Here is a 20,516-nt window from a genome sequence, read left to right as displayed (position 1 = left end):
TGCCAGGCATATAACCGGTGAGGCATATTGCGAGGGTGACCGTCGACGCCTTCACCGTGCTGGCCGAGCCCTCCCGGCGCCGCATCCTCGACCGGCTGCGCCGCGCGGAGAGCAGTGTCGGCGAGCTGGTGGACGCGCTGGGCATGAGCCAGCCGGCGGTCTCCAAGCACCTGCGGGTGCTCCGCGACGCCGGCCTGGTCACCTGCCGTACGGCGGCGCAGCGGCGGATCTACCGGGTCGACGTGGCGCCGCTACGCGCAGTCGACGACTGGCTCGGGCCGTACCGGTCGATGTGGACCGCGCATCTCGACGCCCTGGAACGCCATCTCGACAGTCAGGAGTGACAGATGGACCGCGACACGTTCCGTCCCGGCCCGCTCGCCCGGGTGAATCTGGAACCCGCGAACGACAGGTGGGACCTGGTCTTCGTCCGCGCCCTGCGGCACCCGCCGGAGACGGTGTGGGCCGCGCTCACCGACCCGGATCAGCTCGCCGCGTGGGCGCCGTTCCTGGCCGACCGCGACCTGGGCCGCACCGGTGACGCCGTGCTCAGCACCGTCGACGGCGAGCAGGCCCACCCGGCGCCGGCCCAGGTGCTGCGCGCGGACCGGCCGCACCTGCTGGAGTACACCTGGGGCGACGACCTGCTCCGCTGGGAGCTGGCCCCGACCGGCGACGGCACCACGCTCACGCTGCGGCACCGGGTCGACCGGCCCGACCTCGCCCCGATGACTGCTGCCGGCTGGCACCTCTGCCTGGACGTCGCCGCCCATCTGCTCGACGGCGACCCGGTCGGCCCGATCCGGGGCGCGGAGGCGAAGGACTTCGGCTGGGCGGAGCTGCGCGACGCGTACGCCGAACGCCTGAACCGCGGCTGACGACGGTCGTCACGCGGTCCGGCGGCGCAGCCACCCGGCGGCGCCGCCGACCAGCGTCGTCCCGATGGTCGTGCCGATGGCCACCAGCGCCGCCCCGACCGCCCACAGGCCGGTGTCGTCGGTCGAGGCGGCGTGCACCGCCCACGGGACGGTGAACGCCACTGTCATCACCGTTGCCACCAGCCAGATGTTCAGCCACCAGCCGCCTACCGCGGCCAGCGCGCCCAGGGTCAGCACCGCGGCGGCGACCTGCCAGACCGCGTACGGCCCGCTCATGTCGCCGGTCTGCGGGTCCACGGTCCAGCCGGACTCCCAGCTCAGCCACGCCACCCAGGCACCGGCCGTGGCCAGTGCCAGGAGCAGACCGCCGAGCAGCGTACGTCTCGTTGTCACGCATTCGATCCTGCCCGGCCGGCGGGCAGGGCGAATGAGCACGCGTACTCGGTTCGCCACCTCGGGACGCATCGAGCGGGCTACGCGTCGGGGATGCGGACCGTGAGCACCCGGGTGAGGACGCGGAAGCCGGCCGCGTCGTACATGCGGCGGGCCGGGTTGCCGTCGACCACCGACAGGCCGACTGACGGCAGCCCGACCTCCCGCGCGCCGCGCAACGCGTGCACGAGCAGCGCCCGGCCGAACCCGCGCCGCTGTGCGCGGGGCGCCACACCCAGGTTGAGGATCCAGACGCAGTCGTCGTCGGTCCACGGCACCGGCCCGGCGCACAGCACGTGCCCGGCGCTGCGGCCGTCCGGGTCGATCAGCCGGGCCGAGGCGGGCACCAGGGGTGGCACCGGCTCGCCGGTGTCGAACATCGCCCGTACCTCGTCGGTGTCGCTCGGCTGCCAGCGGCCGTCCGGGTGGTCCGGGCCGTACGCCGCGTCCAGCCCCGCGGCGAGGTCGTCGTCCCAGCCGGGGGCACCGAGCGACCAGCCGTCCGGCAGCGCCACCGGTTCGGGTACGCCGGTCAGGTCGTGTCGCATGTCGGTGGCGGCCCGGTCCAGCTTCAGCCCGTCGGCCACCAGTGCCGCCGCCAGCGCCTCGTCCGGCGTCTCCAGCCGGTGCCCGGCCAGGTCGCGCCGCACCTGCGCGACGAGCCGGGTGAGCGGCGCCTCGGGCAGCGGCCGGACGTCGGCCGCGACCGCCGTGCCGTCGTCGTCCCGCAGCCGCATCCGGGCCAGCGGGGTGTCGTCGTCACCCAGCAGCAGCGAGTCGTGGAGGTGTTGTCGTACCGGCATTCGCGGCAGCGTACCGGGCGCGCCCCGCTCCCGCTCCCCGCCGATCTTGGACTTGTGGCGCCTGAATCGCCCTTCTCAGCCGCATTCGTTCACGACCACAACTCCAAGATCGACGAGGAGCACCCGCGGGCGGGAGGGCGCGGGCCTAGGGTTGGGGGGGGTGAGCAGGATCGATCGGGGCAGCAGGACGATCGCCGCGCCACCGGCGGCGGTGTACGACGCGCTCGTCGACCGGGCCGCCCTGGAGGCGTGGTTGCCGCCGGACGGGATGCGCGGGCGGATCGAGCGCTGGGATCCACGGCCGGGCGGCGGGTTCCGGATGGTGCTCACCTACCTCGACCCGGCCGGCAGCCCCGGTAAGACGTCGGACGCGACGGACGTGGTCGACGTCGGGTTCGCCGAACTCGTACCGGCGCTCCGGGTGGTGCAGACGGCCGTGTTCCAGGCCGACGATCCGGCGTACGCGGGCACCATGACCATGACCTGGCACCTCGCGGCGGCCGGCGACGGCACCGCTGTGACGGTCACCGCCACCGGCGTGCCGCCGGGCATCGACCAGAGGGTGCACGAGGAGGGCATCGCGTCGTCGCTGGCGCACCTGGCCGCGTACCTCGAACCGGGTGCCTGACCTCGACGGAGGCCGGGAATGGCGGCGGCTTTTGCGGGTAGCCGCCGGCGGTGACCGGGCAGCGTGCGGGTCGCGGCGGCCGGCGGGGGTCGTCGCGGCGCGCCGGCCTGGACGCGGAACGGTTCGACGAGGCGTGGGAACGCGTGAACGAGCGCGGCCGCGCGGCCGGGCGGGACCGGATGCAGCAGTTGCGGATCAAGTCCGTACTCGCCGTGCAGGCCGGACTTGCGGCGGCGCTGGCCTGGGCCGCCGCGCGCTGGCTCACCGGCATGCCGAGCCCGATCTTCGCCCGCGGACGCGGGCGTGCAGGTGCATGTCGTGCCGTCCGCCGTCGTGCACTGCAGCGCTGCGCTCGGCTAGGGTGCGCCTGTGGCAGTGACGGCAGCGGGCGTCTTCCGGCGTACACCGCAGGAACGGGCCGACCAGCGACTCGCCTGGGATCGCGCCGACCAGCCGTTCTTCGCCGCCGGGGCCTGCCACATCCTGGCCTGGGTGTGCCGGGACACCTACCCGGATCGGCCGATCGGTCTCGCGGGGTTGCGGTTCGCGGGTCAGAGCCAGGTCTTCCACGTGTACGCGACCTGGGCGGACCGGGCGTTCGACCACGCCGGCTGGAACCCGGAGGCGGACCTGCTCGCGGCCAACCGGGAGTTCGAACGGCGTCCCCTGGAGCGGATCGCGATCGTCGACGATCTCGCCACCTTCTGCCGGGAGCACTTCTCCCGCATGCCACACCAGTACTGGGGTGATCCGCTCCCCCGCGCCCGCGACTACGTGAACCGGCACGCCCCGCCGTGGGACTGACGCCGAACGTCGGTAGGGCCGTCTCCACCCGGCTCGGATCGGTCGGGCGTACCCACATGGACTGACCGCGCCGAGGGCCGGGCCCGCCACGGTCGGGGCAGGCCCGGCTCTCGCACCGGCCCGGAGGGTGCCGGCGTACGACGGTCAGCGCCTGATGGGGCTGGGCGACGGCATCGCACCGCCCGGCGGGCTCGTGCCCTCCGGACCCAGCGGGACGGGTGACGGGACCGCGCTGTCAGGCGGGCTCGTGCCCTCCGGGCCTACCGGGACGGGCGACGGTGCGCCCGGGCGAGTCGGGTCCGCGCCGTCCGGCATCCGCCGGCCGTCCGGGCCGACCGGGACGGGCGACGCCAGGCCCGGCGGGGCCGGAACGGGCTCGGTCCGGTCCGGCTGCGGGGCGCTCGTGCCCGGCTGCGGCGAGATCACCGGGTCGTCGCCGCGGCCGGCGTAGGCAAACGGCGCCCCGATCACCAGCACCGCCAGGATGCCCGCCGCACCTGCCGCCACCGTGTTGCGTCGACGGTTACGCACGCGCCGTTCCGCCCTGGTCAATGAGTCCTGCACAGTCGGTGCCTCCTCGGCGATGTCGGTGAGGGTGGAGCGGAGCAGACCTTCGAACGGATCACTCATCGCCGCATCTCCAGAAGCTCGCTGTCCGGCAGGATCTGACGCAGTCGGGTGACCGCCCGGTGGGTCCGGCTGCGCACCGTCCCGACCGAGCAGCCCAGCAGTTCGGCGACCTGGGCCTCCGGCAGGTCCTCGTAGTAGCGCAGGACCACGACGGTGCGCTGCGCGGGCGGCAACTCCCACAGCGCCGCCCGCAACGCCAGCCGGAGATCCGTACCGCCGGCCGGGTCGGCCACCACCGGCTCCCGCACACCGGCCGGGGACTCCCGGCGACGACGCAACCGCCGCCACCAGCTCACCTGCTCCCGGTACATGACGGCACGGAGGTAGCCCTCCGGGTCGGCGTGCCGGATGCTCCGCCACTTCGGAATGATCTTCGACAGCGCCGACTGGAACAGATCCTCGGCACTGCTGCGGTCACCGGTGAGCAGGTAGGCGACCCGTATCAGCGCCGGGGCACGGCTCGCCACGAACTCGGCCAGCACCGCCCGCTCGTCCTCGTCCACCGCACCACCCTCGTCTCCTCGTTCACCAGTGACAGACGCCGGAAGGCACCGCCGCTATCCCGGGATCGGCGAAACGGTTTCCGCGGGCGTCGGCACCGTCCCCGGTCCAGGCTCGGCCCCGCCTACACTGCGGCGGGTGGACCAGGCCGCACCGCACACCGTCAGCTCGATCGCGTACGACCTGCGCGCGCTCGGCATCGTCCCGGGTGACGTTCTGCTGCTGCACTCGTCGTACCGGAGTCTCGGGTTCGTCGCCGGTCGCACCGAGGCGGTGGTGCGGGCGCTGCTGGCGGCGCTCGGGCCGGAGGGCACCCTCGTCGTGCCGACGCACACCCCGGAGAACACCGACCCGGCCGAGTGGCGGCATCCGCCCGTACCCGAGGCGTGGTGGCCGGTCATCCGCGCGCAGACGCCCGGCTTCGACCCGGCGTGCACGCCGAGCCGGTGGATGGGCGCGGTCGCCGAGACGGTACGCACCTGGCCGGGCGCCCGCCGCAGCGACCACCCGCAGGTGTCCTTCGCCGCGCTCGGCGCGCACGCCGCCGACGTCGTGGAGGGACACCGCCTCGACGACGCGCTGGGCGAGCACTCACCGCTCGGCGCGGTGTACCGGCTCGACGGCAAGGTGCTGCTGCTCGGCTGCGACCACAGCTCCAACACCTCGCTGCACCTCGCGGAGTGGCGGCAGGCGTCGCCGCCGCGGGCGGTGACGGGCTCGGCGGTACGGCTGCCGGACGGCACGAGCCGGTGGACCACGTGGACCGACGTCGTCACCGACGAGGAGGACTTCGACCGGCTGGGCACCGACTTCGAGGCGACAGGCGGCGCGACGACCGGCCAGGTCGCCAGCGCGACGGCACGGCTGATGCGCCAGCGCACCCTGGTCGACTTCGCCACCGCCTGGATGGCCACGAACCGCGCGCACTGACCGCGCCTGCGGCGCGCTGGGCGTTCAGTCCGGCGGCTTGGGGGCGAAGGGGTTACGGCGGGGCTGGCGTAGTTCCCACTCCGCCGGGCAGAGGTGGGTCCACGCGGCTCCCGTCACCGATCGCCGGTCGGGCAGCTCGTCGCCCCAGGCCGGCAGGCGGTTCTCGACCTGCCGGACGTAGCGCTCGTAGACGACAAGCTCCCGGTACTCCGGATCGTGCCGCCAGAGCGCGTACGGCTGCTCGCGCAACCAGTCGCATGCCGCGTCGCCCTCGGCGACCAGATCCGCGGTCGGCGGCAACACCGCCAGCGGCCGACCGTTCTGCCGGTCGCCGTACTGCTTCAGGTACGCCAGGTATCCGTCCTCGTCCCGAGGGTGGGTCACGTGGACGCCGACGACGGTCACCGGCAAGGCGAGCAGCGCGGTCACGGCCAGTGCCGACACCACCCACAGGCGTCTGTTCACGCCGCAACCATAGACTGCGGTGCATCTGCCCGCCGCCCCCTGGCAGCGGCGCGCCACGCCTACGATCTCGCGCATGAACTCGCCGCGCCTGCGCCTTCTCAGCTGCCTCGCCGTTCCGTTGCTGGCAGCCTGCGCCGCCGAACCGTCCGAGATGGTGGCGGAGGTGCCGCCGCCGTACACCTGCTGCGAGGACCTAAACGTCGACAGGCCGTACCAACCGGGCCAGACCCTGACCGTCCACTGGACGGTCGAGTCCCCGGACGAGCCGGGCTCCACCTCCCCGCAGGTCGAGTTGACCGCACGACTGACGGGCCCGTACGGCACTGTGGACGACCTCAAGGCCGCTTCGGCGGTCCCGGGGCTCGTCACCTTCACGGCGACACCGGTCCGGCCGACCGGCACTCCGGGCGAGCGTCCCGCCAGCACGATCGTGATCGGCCCCGACGCCGAGCCGGGCTTCTACGACCTGGTCACCTCAGTGATCGACGGAGGCAACGCCACGTCCAGTGGCAGCAGCATCGTCCGGGTCGTGCCCGAGCAATGAGCGCCGGCTTCCAGGAGCGGGCATCTCCCGAGGCGGCCCCGGCTCGGCGCGGCACCAACCGCAGGCGTGAGTTGGGTAGAGCGCTCCCGACGGGCCCGGCCCTCGCCGTGGTAGAGGTCCGCCCGGTCCTGGAAGCCCATGACCCGGGCGAGTTCATCAGTGGAATGCGCGGGGCCACCCCACTCGGCCAACCCGCGCCGTAGCAGGAACCGCTGATCCGAAGTGAGATCAACCGTTACGACGTCAGCAGCGCTCATGCGCGCGATTGTCACCCGGGCGGTCCATCTGGTTGATGGCCGCCACTGCGTGCGACATGTATCGTCACGCTCCCGCAAGATCGCGAGATGGGATACGACGTGACGGTACGACGGTTCGGGCTCTGCGTGGCGGTCGCTGCGATGCTGCTCACCGCCTCGGCGTGTGGCCGCGCCGACGAGACGCCGGGCACGCCCACCGCCGTGGCGGCGAGCACCGATACGGAGTCACCCACTCCCATGCCCTCGGCGCCGACGGCCACACCGAGCCTCGCGCCCGAGCCCTCGCCGACCCCCCGCCCCTCGCAGACCTCACGGTCCTCGGGGACTCCCCGGTCCTCGACGGCCCCCGCGGCCGCGCCCACGACCAGGAAGGCCACGCAAGTGGCCACCACCAGCAGCAAGGCGGCCTGCACCACCGTCAGAGGTCCGTTGGAGAAGGCCATCGCCGGCCTGATCATCCTGGTCGGGGTCGCCTCCACTTCGACAGTGGAGGCCGAGCTCGTCAACGCCCGGGCGGAGGCGTCCACCCGATTGGTCAACCTCGAGGCGGTGGCGAACAGGGTGGCCGGCGAGCAGACCGACCGCACGCTGCGGAAGAAGTTCCAGGTGCTCACCATGGCCGCAGGCCGGAAGGACGTCGAGGTCCGCTCGATCAAGCCCAAGCTCGAATATGCGGAAGCGATCGTGAAGGTGGCGAGCGACACGGGCGACCTGGAGAGCGCGGTCGACAAGCTCGAGCCGACCTGCGGCAGGTACTGGTAGCTCGGCTGCGCAGGGCGTCTCGCGTGGCAGGGCGGGCGGCATCGAACGCATCCCGCCTTTCGGTACGGTGACGCTTCACGGGTCGCGCCCCAACCGTCGAAGGCCTCGCCGTTCAGGAGGTGACGCGCGTGCGATGGACCAGCCGCATGTTGTGGTGGCCGCTCAGCGTCTGCCTGATGGTGACGCCAGCAGCCTGTACGTCCTCAAGCGGTTCCGGCCAGGGTGAGGCCCGACCACCCGCACCAACTGCATCTCTGGGTACTGACCCGAGCGCGTCCCCGTCAACTGACGGGAGCGCCAGGCAGGAGTCATGCACTGTATCGGTCGATGCGATGCAGGAACCGCCGGCGGGTTATCGGCTCGTGGGAGAGGACGTCGCGGTACCTGACCGGCCGGTGCTCCAAGCAGAGGAATCGGGGCAACCGGACCCGGCAGCCCGGCTGTTCGCCAAATGGGGATTGGTCGTACGCGGCGGCGCAGTGGTCGATCTTCGGGTGGCACCCGGCTGGGAGGACAGGGCGCGTCTCGGATGGGGCTCGTCAGTGGTGCCGGCCGTGCGCGCCCGTGTGCGCGCCTGCGCACCTGTCGACGACCAATCTCAGTGGCTGGCCTTCGTCGGCGGCACGTGGGTTGCGCGGGCGACCTGCCTACCGCTCACAATTCGGTCGCGGGGGCAGACGGCGCAAGTACAGCTAGGTATCGGTGTCCCGTGCGACGGAACCGACCCGCCAAGTTCCTAGGAAGGCTCGCCAGGAACTTCGCTGTCTCCTCGTCGCAGTCGTAGACCGGCCTCAGTGCGGACTGAGAGCGTCGAACCGGACCTCGACGCGGTGCGTGCGGGTCGCCACCAGCATGGCCGACCAGGGAAAACGGGTGGTGGGGCGGGCGGGGTTCGAACCCGCGACCGAGGGATTATGAGTCCCCTGCTCTAACCGGCTGAGCTACCGCCCCGTGACCGCGCCGGATCGTAACCCGCCGATCGCTGCGCGGACCACCACCTACCGGGCGGAAACACGGCCGCGACAGCACGATGGGCAACGCGAGGATAACAACGCGCTACCCGCCGATGGCTCACCCGCGCCGCAACTCCGCGAGGACCGCGCCGACCGTACGCCACCCGCTGGCGAGCGCGCCCTGGATGGACGGGCTGTCCCGGTGGTCCCCGGCCACGTACAGGCCGTCGCCGAGCGCCACCGGCTTGCGCAGCCGGCCCTGTGGTGGCGGTGTCGCCGGGAGCGCGTCCGGCACGGCGACTGTGGTGAGGTGGGTCCAGTCGGCGGCGGAGCGGCCGTAGAGGCGGTCCAGTTCGCGCCGGATCACCGGTTCGGGCGGCGCCTGCGGGCCGACCACCGAGGTGGCGACGAGGTGCTGGCCGTCCGGCGCGTACGTGGGCGCGGCCCGGCTCACCACCACCGTGTTGGCGATCAGTTCCCGCCGGTCGCCGTCGAGCAGCAGGATCGGCTCGTCCAGCGGCGCCGTGTCGGTGCGGTGGTAGTAGGTGGTGTACGCGTGCATGCGTACCTTCGACAGCCCTGGCAGCAGCGTGGCCGCCGCGGGCGGGTCCACCGCGACCACGACGGCGCGGCAGGTGATCTCGCCGGACGGGGTGCGGACCCGGCCGGGCGCGACGTCGGTGACCGGGGTGTTCAGTTCGATCAGCTCGGCGGGCAGCGGCGCGGCGAGCGCCTTCGGCAGCGCCTGCATCCCGTCCGCGGGCAGGCCGATCCGGCCGCGGGCGAAGGAGCGCATGACGACCGCGAGGACGTGGCTGGAGGTGGCCAGCTCGCGGTCGAGCAGCACGCCGGACAGGAACGGCCGGAGCAGTTCCTCGATGATCGCGTCGGAGAGCCCGGCCCGGCGTAGCGCCTTCTCGGCGCTGGTCTCGGGTGTGTCGAGGAGCCGCCCGACCGGCACCGTGGCGTAGCCGGCGGCGAGCGTGGCGAACCGCAACCGATCGGTCAGCGATCCGATGCCCGCGGTGAGCGTGCCGGGTGCGCCGGTGGGTTCGCGCAGCGGGTTGACCAGGCGTTCCAGCCGGTCGCCGCGGCGCACCAGCACGCCGGAGGTGAACCAGCCCATCGTGAGAGTGCCGACGTCGACCAGTCCGGTGAGCCGCGGGTAGGCGGTGTTGAGCACCTGGAAGCCCCGGTCGAGCAGGAACCCGTCGACGCGGTCGGTGGCGACCCGCCCGCCGAGCCGGTCGCCCGCCTCCAGCAGCCGCCACGGCACGCCGGCGCGGTGCAGCCGCCGGGCGGCGGCGAGACCGGCCAGGCCGCCGCCGACGATCACCACGTCCGTGTCAGGCACGGTCCACCCCCGCCCCGGCCCGGTCGCCCTCGCGGTGCGACCGCGACAAGCGGCCCGGCCACCAGACCTTCGGCCCGATGTCGTACGCGAGCGCGGGCACCAGCAGCGAGCGGACCACGATGGTGTCCAGCAGTACGCCGACAGCGACCGCCACGCCCAGCTCGACGAGCACCACGAGCGGCAGGACGGCGAGCGCGGAGAACGTGGCGGCGAGCACGATGCCGGCGGAGGTGATCACGCCGCCGGTGACGGCCAGCCCGGCGAGCACACCGGCGCGGGTGCCGCGGCGCACCGACTCCTCACGGACCCGGCTCATCAGGAAGATGTTGTAGTCGATGCCGAGCGCGACCAGGAACACGAACGCGAACAGCGGGAACGACTGGTCGACGCCGGGGAAGTCGAAGACGTACCGGAACAGCAGCGCGCACAGGCCCAGCGTGGCCAGGAACGACAGCACCACGGTGGCGATCAGCAGCACCGGGGCGACCAGGGCGCGCAGCAGCAGCGCCAGGATGACCGCGATGACCAGCAGCACCACCGGGATGATCACGTCGCGGTCGCGTACCGAGGCGTCGGCGGTGTCCACGTTGATCGCGGTGAAGCCGCCGACCACGGCGTCGGCGCCGGGTACCCGGTGCACCGCCTCGCGCAGGTCGCGGATGGTGCGTTCGGCGCCGTTGCTGTCCGGCGGGTCGGCGAGCGTGACGTTGAGCTGCACCCGCCCGTCGACCACCTTGGGGGGCGCGTTCGGGTCGGGCGGCGCGTTCTCGCCCCGCTCGCCGAGCGGCAGCACCGAGGCGACTCCCGGTACGCCCTGCGCCACCTGGGCGACCTGCCGGGCGGTGCCCTGGGTGGTGAAGATGGTGGCGGGGCTGCCGGTGCCGGCCGGGAAGTGCCTGTCGATGACCTCCTGCCCGGCCACCGAGTCGGTGCGCTGGGTGAACAGCTGGGACTGGCCGAGCGTGGTGGCGCCGAGCTGGGTCACCCCGATCGCGAGGGCGGCGAGCACCACGGCGGTGACGCCCCAGACGGTACGCGCACGGCGCGCCACGAAGCCGGCGATCCGCCCCCAGATGCCGTGCTCGGTGCGCGGGTCGGCCTGGTCGTAGCGGGGTCGCCGGGGCCAGAACGCCCACCGGCCGCCGAGGACCAGCAGCGCGGGCAGGAAGGTGAGCATGACCAGCAGCGTGGCGGCGATGCCGACGGCACTGACCGGGCCGAGCGCGCGGTTGGAGTTGAGGCTGGACAGCAGCAGGCAGAGCAGGCTCACGATGACTGTGGCGCCGGAGGCGATGATGGCCGGGGCGGCGCCCTTCCAGGCGGTCCGCATGGCGTCCCACGGGCGCTCGTGCCGGTGCAGTTCCTCCCGGTAGCGGGCGATGAGCAGCAGCGCGTAGTCGGTGCCGGCGCCGAAGACGAGCACGGTGAGGATGCCCTGTGCCTGCCCGTTGAGCTTGACGATGTCGTGGTCGGCGAGCAGGTAGACGAAGACGGCGGCGAGCGAGTACGACATCCCGGCGGCCAGCAGCGGGAAGATCCAGAGGACCGGGCTGCGGTAGACGACGAGCAGGATGACCAGCACCACTGTCAGCGTGACCAGGAGCAGCGGCCCGTCGATCGCGCCGAACACCTCGATCAGGTCGCCGAGCAGCCCTGCGGGTCCGGCCACGTCGACGGTGAGCCCGTCGCGGTCCGGGCCGGCGATGTCGCGCAGGCGTTCCACAACGGACCGGATCTGTTCGCCCTCGGAGCTGTCGATCGGCACGATCACCTGGGCGGCCTGCTCGTCCTGGCTGACGACCGGTGGCGGCAGCGGACCGACCACGCCCGGCACCTCGGCGAAGCGGGCCGCGTCGGCCCGGATGCGCTGCTGGTCGGCGGGGGTGAGGCCGCCGGGTCGTTCGTAGACCACGAGTGCCGGGGTGGTCTCCCGGTCGACGAATCCGGCGGCCAGGTCCTGCGCCCGGGTGGCCTCGGCGTCGGCCGGGAGGAAGGAGGCGTTGTCGTTGGTGGAGACCTCGCCGAGCTTGCCGGAGTAGGGGCCGGCGATGCCGCCGACGATCAGCCAGCCGAGCACCACCGCCACCGCGATCAGCGTCGCGGTCCAGCGGCTGCGTCCTGCGGCCATCTCCACCGTCCTCGAATCGACGCATCAATCGACGCAGCGGGAGTCTAAGTCGACGCCGACCATCCTGCCGGGCGAACGAGGACTCGGGGGCGGAAACCGGGCAGCCAGGCACGCGAAGGGGGCCAGCGACGACTAACGCCCGCCGGCGATGCCGACGGGCGTGACGTGGAGCGAAGCTCCCCCGATTGGACTCGAACCAATAACCTGCCGGTTAACAGCCGGCTGCTCTGCCAATTGAGCTACAGGGGACCGTGCACCGCTCGGTTCGGATCTCTCCGCTCCGTGCGACGGGGACAAGAGTACAGGACATCGGGGGGTGGTGCGCCAGGGGGTTACCGGAGGAGGACCGGACCGGCTGACGCGCCAGGATTACGGACAAATCGTCATCTCGGCACAGGGAGGCATGAGCGGAGAGCAGGATGGGTAGTTAGCCGTCGACAGAGAAGCAGGCGCGAGACGGTCATTCCGCCGAGCTGGCGGAAACCGGCGAGAGCGTCAGGTACGGAAGGAGCCGCCATGCGCGGAAAGATCATGTTTCTTGGCGGGCTGGCTGCGGGATTCGTCCTGGGCGCCCGTGCCGGCCGGGAGAAGTACGAGGAGCTGGTGGTCCGCGGGCGCAAGGTGCTCGACCACCCGACCGTCCAGGAGGCGGCCGGGGTCGCGCAGGCCCAGGCGACCCGGCTCTACTCGGAGGGCAAGGACAAGCTGGGGCACACCAAGCTCGGTGAGAAGCTCGCCACCAACGGCGGCAAGCCGGGCATGACCGACGCCGACAAGCCGTTCGCCGGCACGCCGGCCGCGGTCGGCAGCCGCAGCGCCAACGGGACGGGCTCGACCAGCGCGTCCGGCTCGACCACCACCGGCACGAGCACCAAGCCGTCCAGCACCGGCAACACGCTCTGACACCAGCGGACAGCGGGCCGGTCACCTCCGGGTGACCGGCCCGCTCCCGTGTGCGCGGGCGGCGATGTGGCACATTCTCCGTGGGGAGGTGACCAGATGCCGATGGTCGGACCGGAGACGGCGGATCAGGCACGACTGCTGCGCCTGCTGCGCGACGACGGCCCACGCTCCCGGGTCGAGCTGGCCGACCTCCTCGGCCTGCCCCGGGCCCGGTTCGCCGCCGAGGTCGACCGGCTGACCACGCTCGGCCTGGTGGAGACCGCCGGACCGGCCGCGTCCCGGGGCGGACGCCGCTCGTCGCTGCTGCGCATCGGCGCGCAGGTCCGGTTCGGCGCGGTGCTCGTCGGCGACGGCCTCCTGCGGGTCGCGCTCACCGACGGCGAACTGAACCCGCTCGCCCGGCACGACGAGCCGGTGGACGTCCGGCTCGGCCCGGACGTGGTGGTCGGGCGCATCGTCGAACTGCTCGGCAAACTGCGTGTCGAGGCGGGACTGTCGTCGCTCACCGGCGTCGGCGTCGCGCTGCCCGCGCCGGTCGAGGTCCGCGACGGCACGCCGGTGTCCGCGCCGGCCCTGGCCGGCTGGCACCGCTTCCCGGTACGCGACACGCTCGCCGCCGAGCTGGGCTGCCCGGTGCAGGTCGACAACGACGCCAACGCGATGGCCCTCGGCGAACGGCACGCCGGCACCGGCCGCCCGTTCGACGACTTCCTCTACGTCAAGCTGGGCGAGGCGATCGGCTGCGGGCTGGTGCTCGCCGGCGCGCTCTACCGGGGTGCGGCCAGCGGGGCCGGCGACATCGGCCACTTCCAGCTCACCGAGGACGGGCCGCTCTGCGGCTGCGGCAACAACGGGTGCGTCGAGGCGTACTGCGGGGATGTCGCACTGGTGCGCGAGGCGGTGAGCGCCGCGCGGGCCGGGCGCTCGACGGCGCTGGCGGACCGGCTGGCCGCGGCCGGGACGCTGTCGGTGGCCGACGTGGCGGCGGCGGCCACCGAGGGCGACCCGGCGGCGCAGACGCTGGTGCGCGACGCCGCCCGCCGGCTCGGGCGGGTGCTGGTCGGGCTGGTCAGCTTCGTCAACCCGGCCATCGTGATCATCGGCGGCGCACCCGGCGGGATCGGGCCGGTGCTGCTCGCGGAGATCCGGGGCGTGGTCTACCGGCGGTCCACGCCGCTGGCCACCGGCAGCATGCCGATCGTCCTGTCCGACCTCGGCGACACCGCCGGCCTGGTCGGGGCGGCGCGCCTGGTCAGCGACCAGGTCTACGCCGCCCGCTGACCGGTCAGTCGCGGCTGCTGCTGAAGGCGGCGTCGAATGCGGCGCTCGGGGCGTCGAACGCCAGGCGGCGGACGAACTGGAGCGCCTCCGGCGCGCCGACCAGGCGGTCCATGCCGGCGTCCTCCCACTCGATCGAGATCGGGCCGTCGTAGCCGATCGCGTTGAGCGCCCGGAAGCAGTCCTCCCACGGCACGTCGCCGTGGCCGGTGGAGACGAAGTCCCAGCCGCGCCGCAGGTCGGCCCAGGGCAGGTGGGAGGAGAGCCGGCCGCGCCGCCCGTCGCCGGTACGGACCTTCGCGTCCTTGCAGTCGACGTGGTAGATCCGGTCGGCGAAGTCGAAGATGAAGTTCACCGGGTCCAGGTCCTGCCAGACGAAGTGCGACGGATCCCAGTTGAGCCCGAACGCCTCCCGGTGCCCGATCGCCTCCAGCGTGCGCTTCGTCGTCCAGTAGTCGTAGGCGATCTCGCTGGGGTGCACCTCGTGCGCGAACCGCACCCCCACCTCGTCGAACACGTCGAGGATCGGGTTCCATCTGTCGGCGAAGTCCTGGTAGCCGCGCTCGATCATGGCCGGCGGCACCGGCGGGAACATCGCCACCGTGTGCCAGATGGACGAGCCGGTGAAGCCGACGACGGTGTTCACGCCGAGCTTCGCCGCCGCCCGCGCGGTGTCCTTGATCTCCTCGGCGGCCCGCTGCCGCACCCCCTCCGGCTCGCCGTCGCCCCAGATCCGGGCCGGCAGGATGTCCTGGTGCCGCTCGTCGATCGGGTGGTCGCAGACGGCCTGCCCGACCAGGTGGTTGGAGACGGCGAACACCTGGAGGTTGTGCTTGGCGAGGGTGGCCCGCTTGCGCTCCACGTACGAGTCGTCGGCGAGCGCCTTGTCCACCTCGAAGTGGTCGCCCCAGCAGGCGATCTCCAGCCCGTCGTAGCCCCACTCGGCGGCGAGCCGGCAGACCTCGTCGAACGGCAGATCGGCCCACTGGCCGGTGAAGAGCGTGATGGGTCGCGCCATTGTCCTTCTCCCCTGTGGTGATGGGGGATTCCGTCGCGGACCGGGGCGAGGACGACCGGAGGCGGCGGCGCGTGGGAACCGGTGGACGCCGGAGCGTCTGCTCCCGGGCGGGTTGCGCCTCCCGCCGGGTCACCGGCCACCTCGCGGTCGCCGCCTCCACTCTATGGCCTCCGTCAGGGCAGGGTCCAGCGCTGGTTCGCCGCGCCGGTGCAGGTCCACAGATGCACCGCCGTGCCGTCGGCCGAGTTGTTGCCGGACACGTCCAGGCACTTGCCCGACTGCGGGTTACGCACCGTGCCGTCCGCCTGCGCGGACCAGTTCTGCGCGCCCGTGCCGTTGCACGTGTAGAGCTGGATCTTCGTGCCGTCCGCACTGCCGCCGCCCGACACGTCCAGGCACTTGCCGAGCGCCTTCACCGGCCCGTTCGGCGTCACGGTCCACGACTGCGCCGACGAGCCGTTGCAGGTGTAGAGCTGGATCTGGGTGCCGTCGGCCGACGATCCGCTCCGCACGTCCAGGCACTTGCCGGCGAGGCCCTTGATCGGGCCGGCGCCGCCGGTGCCGGTCGAGCGGACCAGCGTGAAGTCGTCGACGTCGAACAGCCCGGAGCCGCTGCCGGTGAACGTCAGGTGGACCGTCTGCGTACCGGACGGCACGCCTGTGAGCGCGGTGCTCACGTCGGCGAACGTGGTCCAGCTACCGGTGTTCGGCACCGCCACCTGGCCGAGCACCGGGCCGGTCGGCGAGCCGGTCCGCACCTGGAGTGTGCCGCCCGGGCCGCCGGAGACCACCCGGGCGCGCAGCGACGTCACACCGGTCAGGTCCAGACCCGGGTACGCGGCCCAGTCGCCCGGGTCCACGTACCCCAGGGTCTGGCCGCCGTTGGCGCCGGCCTTGGGGTACGCGCTGACGCCGCTCGCCGAACCGAACGCCTCGGCCTGGACGGTGGTGTTGCCGGTCGGCGGCGGCGTGCCGCCGAGTTCCTTGATCCGGATGTTGCGGAACGACACGTCGTCGCCGGTGCCGTGGTTCTGGATGCCGACGTGCCCGGCGAGCGACCGCACCGGGTCGGTGTTCGTGAAGTCGTTGATCCGCACGCCGTTGAGGAAGACCTGGAGCCGCTCGGACTCGACCAGGATCTCGTAGGTGTTCCACTCCCCCGCCGGGTTGAGCGCCGCGTCCCGGGCCGCCAGGTCGGCGGACTTGAAGCCGTAGACCGCGCCGGTGGTCCGGTCGGCCGCGTCGGTGGGGTCGATCTGGATCTCGTAGCCGTTGTTCACCGCCGAGTTCGGGTCGCTCGACGGCGGGAAGCCGACGAACACGCCCGAGTTGTCGTCACCGGCCAGCCGCCAGTCCAGCTTCAGCGAGTAGTTGGTGAACTGCTTCGCGCTGTACCAGTACAGGCCCATGCCGCCGACCGAGGTGAGCGTGGCGTCGGCGTTGGTGAAGCTGCCCGGCCCGGCCTGCGACCAGCCGGTGGTGCCGCCGTTGTAGAGCGCGGTGTAGCCGGTCTCCGGCCGGCAGTCGGCCTTCGTGCGCCCGGCGGCGTAGCGGATGCCGCCGAGCAGGTGCGCCCGGAACGCCGCGTCGGCGTAGGACGCCTGGGTGTGGCCGCCGCCGGTGTAGAAGGACCGGCCGCCGCTGTACGTCTTGCACCAGGCGTGCGGGTGGTCGCCGCCCATCGAGCCACCGGAGTACGTGGACTCGTCCAGGCTGGCCAGCACGTGCGCGGTGGAGCGGGCGTTGGTGCGGTAGTCGTACCACTCGTCGGTGCGGTTCCACCGCTGCGGCAGGTGCGCGGTGGCGGCGTGCGCCCGGTCCTCCACCTTCACCGTGGCCGGCTGGATGGCCGGGTGGGACGCGAACCAGGCGCCGACGAGGTTGCCGTAGAACGGCCAGTCGTACTCGGTGTCGGCGGCGGAGTGCACGCCGACGTACCCGCCGCCGGCGCCGATGTACGCCTCGAACGCCGACTGCTGGGTGGCGTTGAGGACGTCCCCCGTGGTGTTGAGGAAGATCACCGCCTCGAAGCGGGCCAGGTTGGCGGTGGTGAACTGGGCGGCGTCCTCGGTCGCGGTGACGGTGAAGTTGTTCGCCGCGCCCAGCTCCCGTACGGCCTGCGTGCCGACCGCGATGGAGTCGTGGCGGAAGCCGGCGGTCTTGGAGAAGACGAGCACGTCGTAGGGGGCGTCGGCGGCGGCTGCCGGGCCCGCGGGGACGGTGCAGGCGATGGTGGCGAGGACGGCGGTCACCGCCCCCAGTGCGGTACGCACGAGTTTCATCTGGTTCTCCTTCATCCTCACGGCAGGGTCCAGCGCTGGTTCGCCGCGCCGGTGCAGGTCCACAGGTGCACCGCCGTGCCGTCGGCCGAGTTGTTGCCGGACACGTCCAGGCACTTGCCCGACTGCGGGTTGCGCACGGTCCCGTCGGCCTGCGCGGACCAGTTCTGCGCGCCGGTGCCGTTGCACGTGTAGAGCTGGATCTTCGTGCCGTCCGCGCTGGCCCCGCCGGATACGTCCAGGCACTTGCCCAGCGCCTTCACGGTGCCGTTCGGCGTCACGGTCCACGACTGCGCCGTCGTGCCGTTGCAGGTGTAGAGCTGGATCTGGGTGCCGTCGGCGGTGGCGGCGTTGCGCACGTCCAGGCACTTCCCGGCCAGGCCCTTCACCGGGCCGGTACGGACCGCCGACGTGGTGAGCGTGAACGCGTCCAGGTCGTAGAGCGCCCCGGTGCCACCGGCGAACGTCAGGTAGAGCGTGGTGGTGCCGGCCGGCGGATTGGCGATCGTGCCGGTGACTGTGGTGAACGTGTCCCAGGCGCCGGTGACCGGGACGGTGGCCGAGCCGAGCACGGTGCCGGTGGCCGAGCCGGACCGCACCTGGAGCGTGCCGCCGGCTCCGGCGGACGACACCCGGGCGGTGAACCCGGTGGCGTCGGCGAGCAGGTACGGCTGGAACGCGATCCAGTCCCCGTTGTGGATGTCGCCGACGGTCTTGCCGCCCTCGGCGGTGGCCTTGTCGAACGTGTTGATCCCGGACGAGGTCTTGAAGTGCTCGGCCTGCCGGTGCCGGGGCTGGAGCGTGTGCTGGGTGTGCGTGGTGAGGCCGCCGGAGTCGGTGTACTCGGCGTCGAAGACGGCGAAGATGTTCGCCGCGTCGTCGTGCTCACCGTCGACGGGTACGGCGATCGAGCCGGTGCAGCCGGTCGCCGAGGTGATCTGGTGGCCGTGCTGGTCGTGGCCGAGCACGTAGGTCATCTTGACCTTCGTGCAGTCGATCGTGGCGTCCTCCGGGTCGGTGACGGTGATCCGGAACGGCACGGTGTCGCCGAAGGAGAACAGCTTGCCGTTGCCGGGCGTCTCGATGACGACTGTCGGCGCGGTGTTGCCCACTGTGATCGTCACGCTCGCGGTGCCGGTGGCGCCCTGCGGGTCGCGCACGGTGAGGGTGGCGGTGTACCTGCCGTTGGTGGTGTAGGTGTGCGAGGGGTTCGCGGCGGTCGAGGTGCCGCCGTCGCCGAACGTCCAGGCGTACGTCAGCGCGCCGCCCTCCGGGTCGGACGAGCCGGCCGAGGAGAAGGCCACAGTCAGCGGCGCGGCGCCGGAGGTCCGGTCGGCCGCGGCGCGGGCCACCGGGGCGCGGTTGGCGCCGCCCAGGTAGTCGAAGCGGTACAGCGCCGAGTTGGCGTCGCCGTTGAAGTAGCCGGTGCCGTAGTCGAGCACGTAGTACGCGCCGTCCGGGCCGAACGCCGAGTCCATCACCTGCTTGCCGGTCCACGGGAAGCTGTCGATGGTGCCGGGTGAGCCGTCCGCGCCGACGTGGATCGGCTTGATCCAGCCCCGGCCGAACTCGGTGGCGAAGAACTGCCCGTCGAAGGACTGCGGGAACTTCGTGGTGGACGGGTTCGCCGCGTCGTACCGGTAGACCGGGCCGCCCATCGGCGACTCGGAGCCGCCGCCGAACTCGGGCGGGCTGCCGGCGTCACCGGCGTAGCGGATCCAGGACGGCTTCGCCGCCGGCAGCGTGGCCAGGCCGGTGTTGCGGAACGAGTTGTTCGTCGGCCCGCCGGTGCAGTTGAACTTCGGGCCGGCGGTGCCGGCGGCGAAGTCCCACTCGGCGTACGTCTCGGTGGCGGTGTTGGTGCCGGTGCAGTACGGCCAGCCGTAGTTGCCGGGCGCTGTCACCCGGTTGAACTCGACCTGCCCGGACGGGCCGCGGGCCGTGGTGGTGCCGGCGTCCGGCCCGTAGTCGCCCACGTAGACGACGCCGGTGGCCTTGTCGACGCTGATTCGGAACGGGTTGCGGAAGCCCATCGCGTAGATCTCCGGGCGGGTCCGCGCGGTGCCGGGCGCGAAGAGGTTGCCGGCCGGGATCGAGTACGTGCCGTTGGTGTTCACCTTGATCCGCAGGATCTTGCCCCGCAGGTCGTTGGTGTTGCCGGCGCTGCGCTGCGCGTCGTACCCGGGGTTGCGGTTGGTGCGCTCGTCGATCGGCGCATAGCCGGCCGAGTCGAACGGGTTGGTGTCGTCGCCGGTGGACAGGTAGAGGTTGCCCGCGGCGTCGAAGTCGATGTCGCCGCCGACGTGGCAGCACAGCCCCCGGTCGGCCGGTACGTCGAGCACGTCGACCTTGCTGGCCTGGTTGAGCGTGAAGTCGGCGTTGAGGGTGAACCGGGAGAGCCGGTTGACGCCCTGCCAGGCGGAGAAGTCGGTGCCGGTGGCGGGCGCGTCGCCGGCCGGGGTGGACAGCGGCGGCGCGTAGTAGAGGTAGATGTGCCGGTTGGAGGCGAAGCCGGGGTCGACGCCGACGCCCTGGAGCCCCTCCTCGTCGTGGGTGTAGACAGGCAGCGTGCCGATGACCGTGGTGGCGCCGGCCGCGTCGGTGCGGCGCAGCGTGCCGTTGCGGGCGGTGTGCAGGACCGACCGGTCGGGCAGCACCGCGAGCGACATCGGTTCGCCGGTCTCGGCGACACCGCGGGCGAGTTCGACCTGCTGGAAGTCGCTCGCCGGGATCGGGTGGGCGGACGCCGGGACGGACGCCGCGGCCACTGTGACGGTGCCGGCGGTGGCCGCGAGCAGCAGCGCTGCGGCAGCGGCGAACGGTCGTCGGGCACGGGGGTGGTGGTGGCTGGACATGCTGTGCTGTCCCTTCCTGACGCGCGCAGCCAGGAACGGGCGCGCGTCGCGCCGGATGCCGAGCAGGGGGATGCTGCGCCGGCCTGCCGGGGAGGTCGGCGGGCCGCGACCTCC

19 protein-coding genes and 2 tRNA genes are annotated in these 20,516 nt (G+C 72.6%); 9 read left to right on the top strand and 12 right to left on the bottom strand.

Annotated elements, in window-relative coordinates; all coding sequences use genetic code 11:
• The first annotated feature begins 35 nt into the window (after positions 1 to 35).
• Together ML5_RS17630 and ML5_RS17625 are read left to right on the top strand one after the other, a co-directional pair.
• Complete coding sequence (locus tag ML5_RS17630) at positions 36 to 344, top strand: metalloregulator ArsR/SmtB family transcription factor (RefSeq protein ID WP_013475589.1); 309 nt, start codon at positions 36 to 38, stop codon at positions 342 to 344.
• A gap of 3 nt (positions 345 to 347) precedes the next feature.
• Entirely contained in the window at positions 348 to 878 is a 531-nt protein-coding gene (locus ML5_RS17625; RefSeq protein WP_013475588.1) for an SRPBCC family protein, read from the top strand.
• A gap of 9 nt (positions 879 to 887) precedes the next feature.
• On the opposite strand, the gene ML5_RS17620 is transcribed toward ML5_RS17625, so the two are convergent.
• Positions 888 to 1,271, bottom strand: coding sequence for a hypothetical protein (locus ML5_RS17620; protein ID WP_013287882.1), 384 nt, complete (start codon positions 1,269 to 1,271; stop codon positions 888 to 890).
• 80 nt (positions 1,272 to 1,351) lie between these two features.
• A complete protein-coding gene (locus tag ML5_RS17615) occupies positions 1,352 to 2,113 on the bottom strand; it encodes a GNAT family N-acetyltransferase (protein WP_013475587.1) in 762 nt (253 codons plus the stop codon).
• A gap of 160 nt (positions 2,114 to 2,273) precedes the next feature.
• Here ML5_RS17615 and ML5_RS17610 point away from each other — a divergent pair, with 160 nt between their 5' ends.
• Together ML5_RS17610 and ML5_RS17605 are read left to right on the top strand one after the other, a co-directional pair.
• Positions 2,274 to 2,741, top strand: coding sequence for an SRPBCC family protein (locus tag ML5_RS17610; RefSeq protein ID WP_013475586.1), 468 nt, complete (start codon positions 2,274 to 2,276; stop codon positions 2,739 to 2,741).
• A gap of 369 nt (positions 2,742 to 3,110) precedes the next feature.
• Positions 3,111 to 3,545: a hypothetical protein gene (locus ML5_RS17605; RefSeq protein ID WP_013475585.1), complete on the top strand. Its 435-nt coding sequence runs from the start codon at positions 3,111 to 3,113 to the stop codon at positions 3,543 to 3,545.
• Between the two features lie 144 nt (positions 3,546 to 3,689).
• Here ML5_RS17605 and ML5_RS17600 read toward each other — a convergent pair whose 3' ends face one another.
• Positions 3,690 to 4,175: a hypothetical protein gene (locus tag ML5_RS17600; protein WP_013475584.1), complete on the bottom strand. Its 486-nt coding sequence runs from the start codon at positions 4,173 to 4,175 to the stop codon at positions 3,690 to 3,692.
• Positions 4,172 to 4,678 (bottom strand): SigE family RNA polymerase sigma factor, encoded by a 507-nt coding sequence (locus ML5_RS17595; protein ID WP_013475583.1) that lies wholly within the window; start codon positions 4,676 to 4,678, stop codon positions 4,172 to 4,174. Before ML5_RS17595 ends, ML5_RS17600 begins: the two co-directional genes overlap by 4 nt.
• 136 nt (positions 4,679 to 4,814) lie before the next feature.
• Between ML5_RS17595 and ML5_RS17590 the strand changes: the two genes are divergently transcribed.
• A complete protein-coding gene (locus ML5_RS17590; RefSeq protein WP_013475582.1) occupies positions 4,815 to 5,606 on the top strand; it encodes an aminoglycoside N(3)-acetyltransferase in 792 nt (263 codons plus the stop codon).
• A 24-nt stretch (positions 5,607 to 5,630) separates the two neighbouring features.
• On the opposite strand, the gene ML5_RS17585 is transcribed toward ML5_RS17590, so the two are convergent.
• Positions 5,631 to 6,071, bottom strand: a complete 441-nt coding sequence (locus tag ML5_RS17585) for a DUF732 domain-containing protein (RefSeq protein WP_225319569.1) — start codon at positions 6,069 to 6,071, stop codon at positions 5,631 to 5,633.
• A gap of 73 nt (positions 6,072 to 6,144) precedes the next feature.
• Here ML5_RS17585 and ML5_RS17580 point away from each other — a divergent pair, with 73 nt between their 5' ends.
• Both ML5_RS17580 and ML5_RS17575 read left to right on the top strand, forming a co-directional pair.
• Complete coding sequence (locus tag ML5_RS17580; RefSeq protein ID WP_236619223.1) at positions 6,145 to 6,615, top strand: hypothetical protein; 471 nt, start codon at positions 6,145 to 6,147, stop codon at positions 6,613 to 6,615.
• A gap of 344 nt (positions 6,616 to 6,959) precedes the next feature.
• On the top strand, positions 6,960 to 7,634 hold the full coding sequence (locus ML5_RS17575; RefSeq protein WP_013475579.1) for a hypothetical protein: 675 nt from the start codon (positions 6,960 to 6,962) through the stop codon (positions 7,632 to 7,634).
• A gap of 874 nt (positions 7,635 to 8,508) precedes the next feature.
• Here the strand turns inward: ML5_RS17575 and ML5_RS17570 are convergent.
• The 4 genes from ML5_RS17570 to ML5_RS17555 form a co-directional block, all read right to left on the bottom strand.
• Positions 8,509 to 8,585 (bottom strand) — tRNA-Ile (locus ML5_RS17570).
• Positions 8,586 to 8,705: 120 nt separating this feature from the next.
• A complete protein-coding gene (locus tag ML5_RS17565; RefSeq protein ID WP_013475578.1) occupies positions 8,706 to 9,941 on the bottom strand; it encodes an NAD(P)/FAD-dependent oxidoreductase in 1,236 nt (411 codons plus the stop codon).
• Positions 9,934 to 12,069, bottom strand: coding sequence for an MMPL family transporter (locus ML5_RS17560; RefSeq protein WP_013475577.1), 2,136 nt, complete (start codon positions 12,067 to 12,069; stop codon positions 9,934 to 9,936). Before ML5_RS17560 ends, ML5_RS17565 begins: the two co-directional genes overlap by 8 nt.
• A gap of 176 nt (positions 12,070 to 12,245) precedes the next feature.
• Positions 12,246 to 12,318, bottom strand: a tRNA-Asn gene (locus tag ML5_RS17555).
• A 267-nt stretch (positions 12,319 to 12,585) separates the two neighbouring features.
• Between ML5_RS17555 and ML5_RS17550 the strand changes: the two genes are divergently transcribed.
• Positions 12,586 to 12,972, top strand: a complete 387-nt coding sequence (locus ML5_RS17550) for a hypothetical protein (RefSeq protein ID WP_013475576.1) — start codon at positions 12,586 to 12,588, stop codon at positions 12,970 to 12,972.
• 96 nt (positions 12,973 to 13,068) lie between these two features.
• Entirely contained in the window at positions 13,069 to 14,253 is a 1,185-nt protein-coding gene (locus ML5_RS17545; RefSeq protein WP_013475575.1) for an ROK family transcriptional regulator, read from the top strand.
• 4 nt (positions 14,254 to 14,257) lie between these two features.
• On the opposite strand, the gene ML5_RS17540 is transcribed toward ML5_RS17545, so the two are convergent.
• The 3 genes from ML5_RS17540 to ML5_RS17530 form a co-directional block, all read right to left on the bottom strand.
• Positions 14,258 to 15,268: a sugar phosphate isomerase/epimerase gene (locus ML5_RS17540; RefSeq protein WP_013475574.1), complete on the bottom strand. Its 1,011-nt coding sequence runs from the start codon at positions 15,266 to 15,268 to the stop codon at positions 14,258 to 14,260.
• Positions 15,269 to 15,441: 173 nt separating this feature from the next.
• Entirely contained in the window at positions 15,442 to 17,550 is a 2,109-nt protein-coding gene (locus tag ML5_RS17535; protein WP_013475573.1) for a ThuA domain-containing protein, read from the bottom strand.
• A 17-nt stretch (positions 17,551 to 17,567) separates the two neighbouring features.
• Positions 17,568 to 20,402, bottom strand: a complete 2,835-nt coding sequence (locus ML5_RS17530) for an RICIN domain-containing protein (RefSeq protein ID WP_013475572.1) — start codon at positions 20,400 to 20,402, stop codon at positions 17,568 to 17,570.
• Positions 20,403 to 20,516: the final 114 nt, after the last annotated feature.

Origin of the sequence: Micromonospora sp. L5 (assembly GCF_000177655.2) — a bacterium.
Lineage (GTDB): Bacteria > Actinomycetota > Actinomycetes > Mycobacteriales > Micromonosporaceae > Micromonospora > Micromonospora aurantiaca.
The sequence above is the reverse complement of the archived record's forward strand: the minus strand, read 5'-3'. Positions and strand labels throughout refer to the sequence as shown.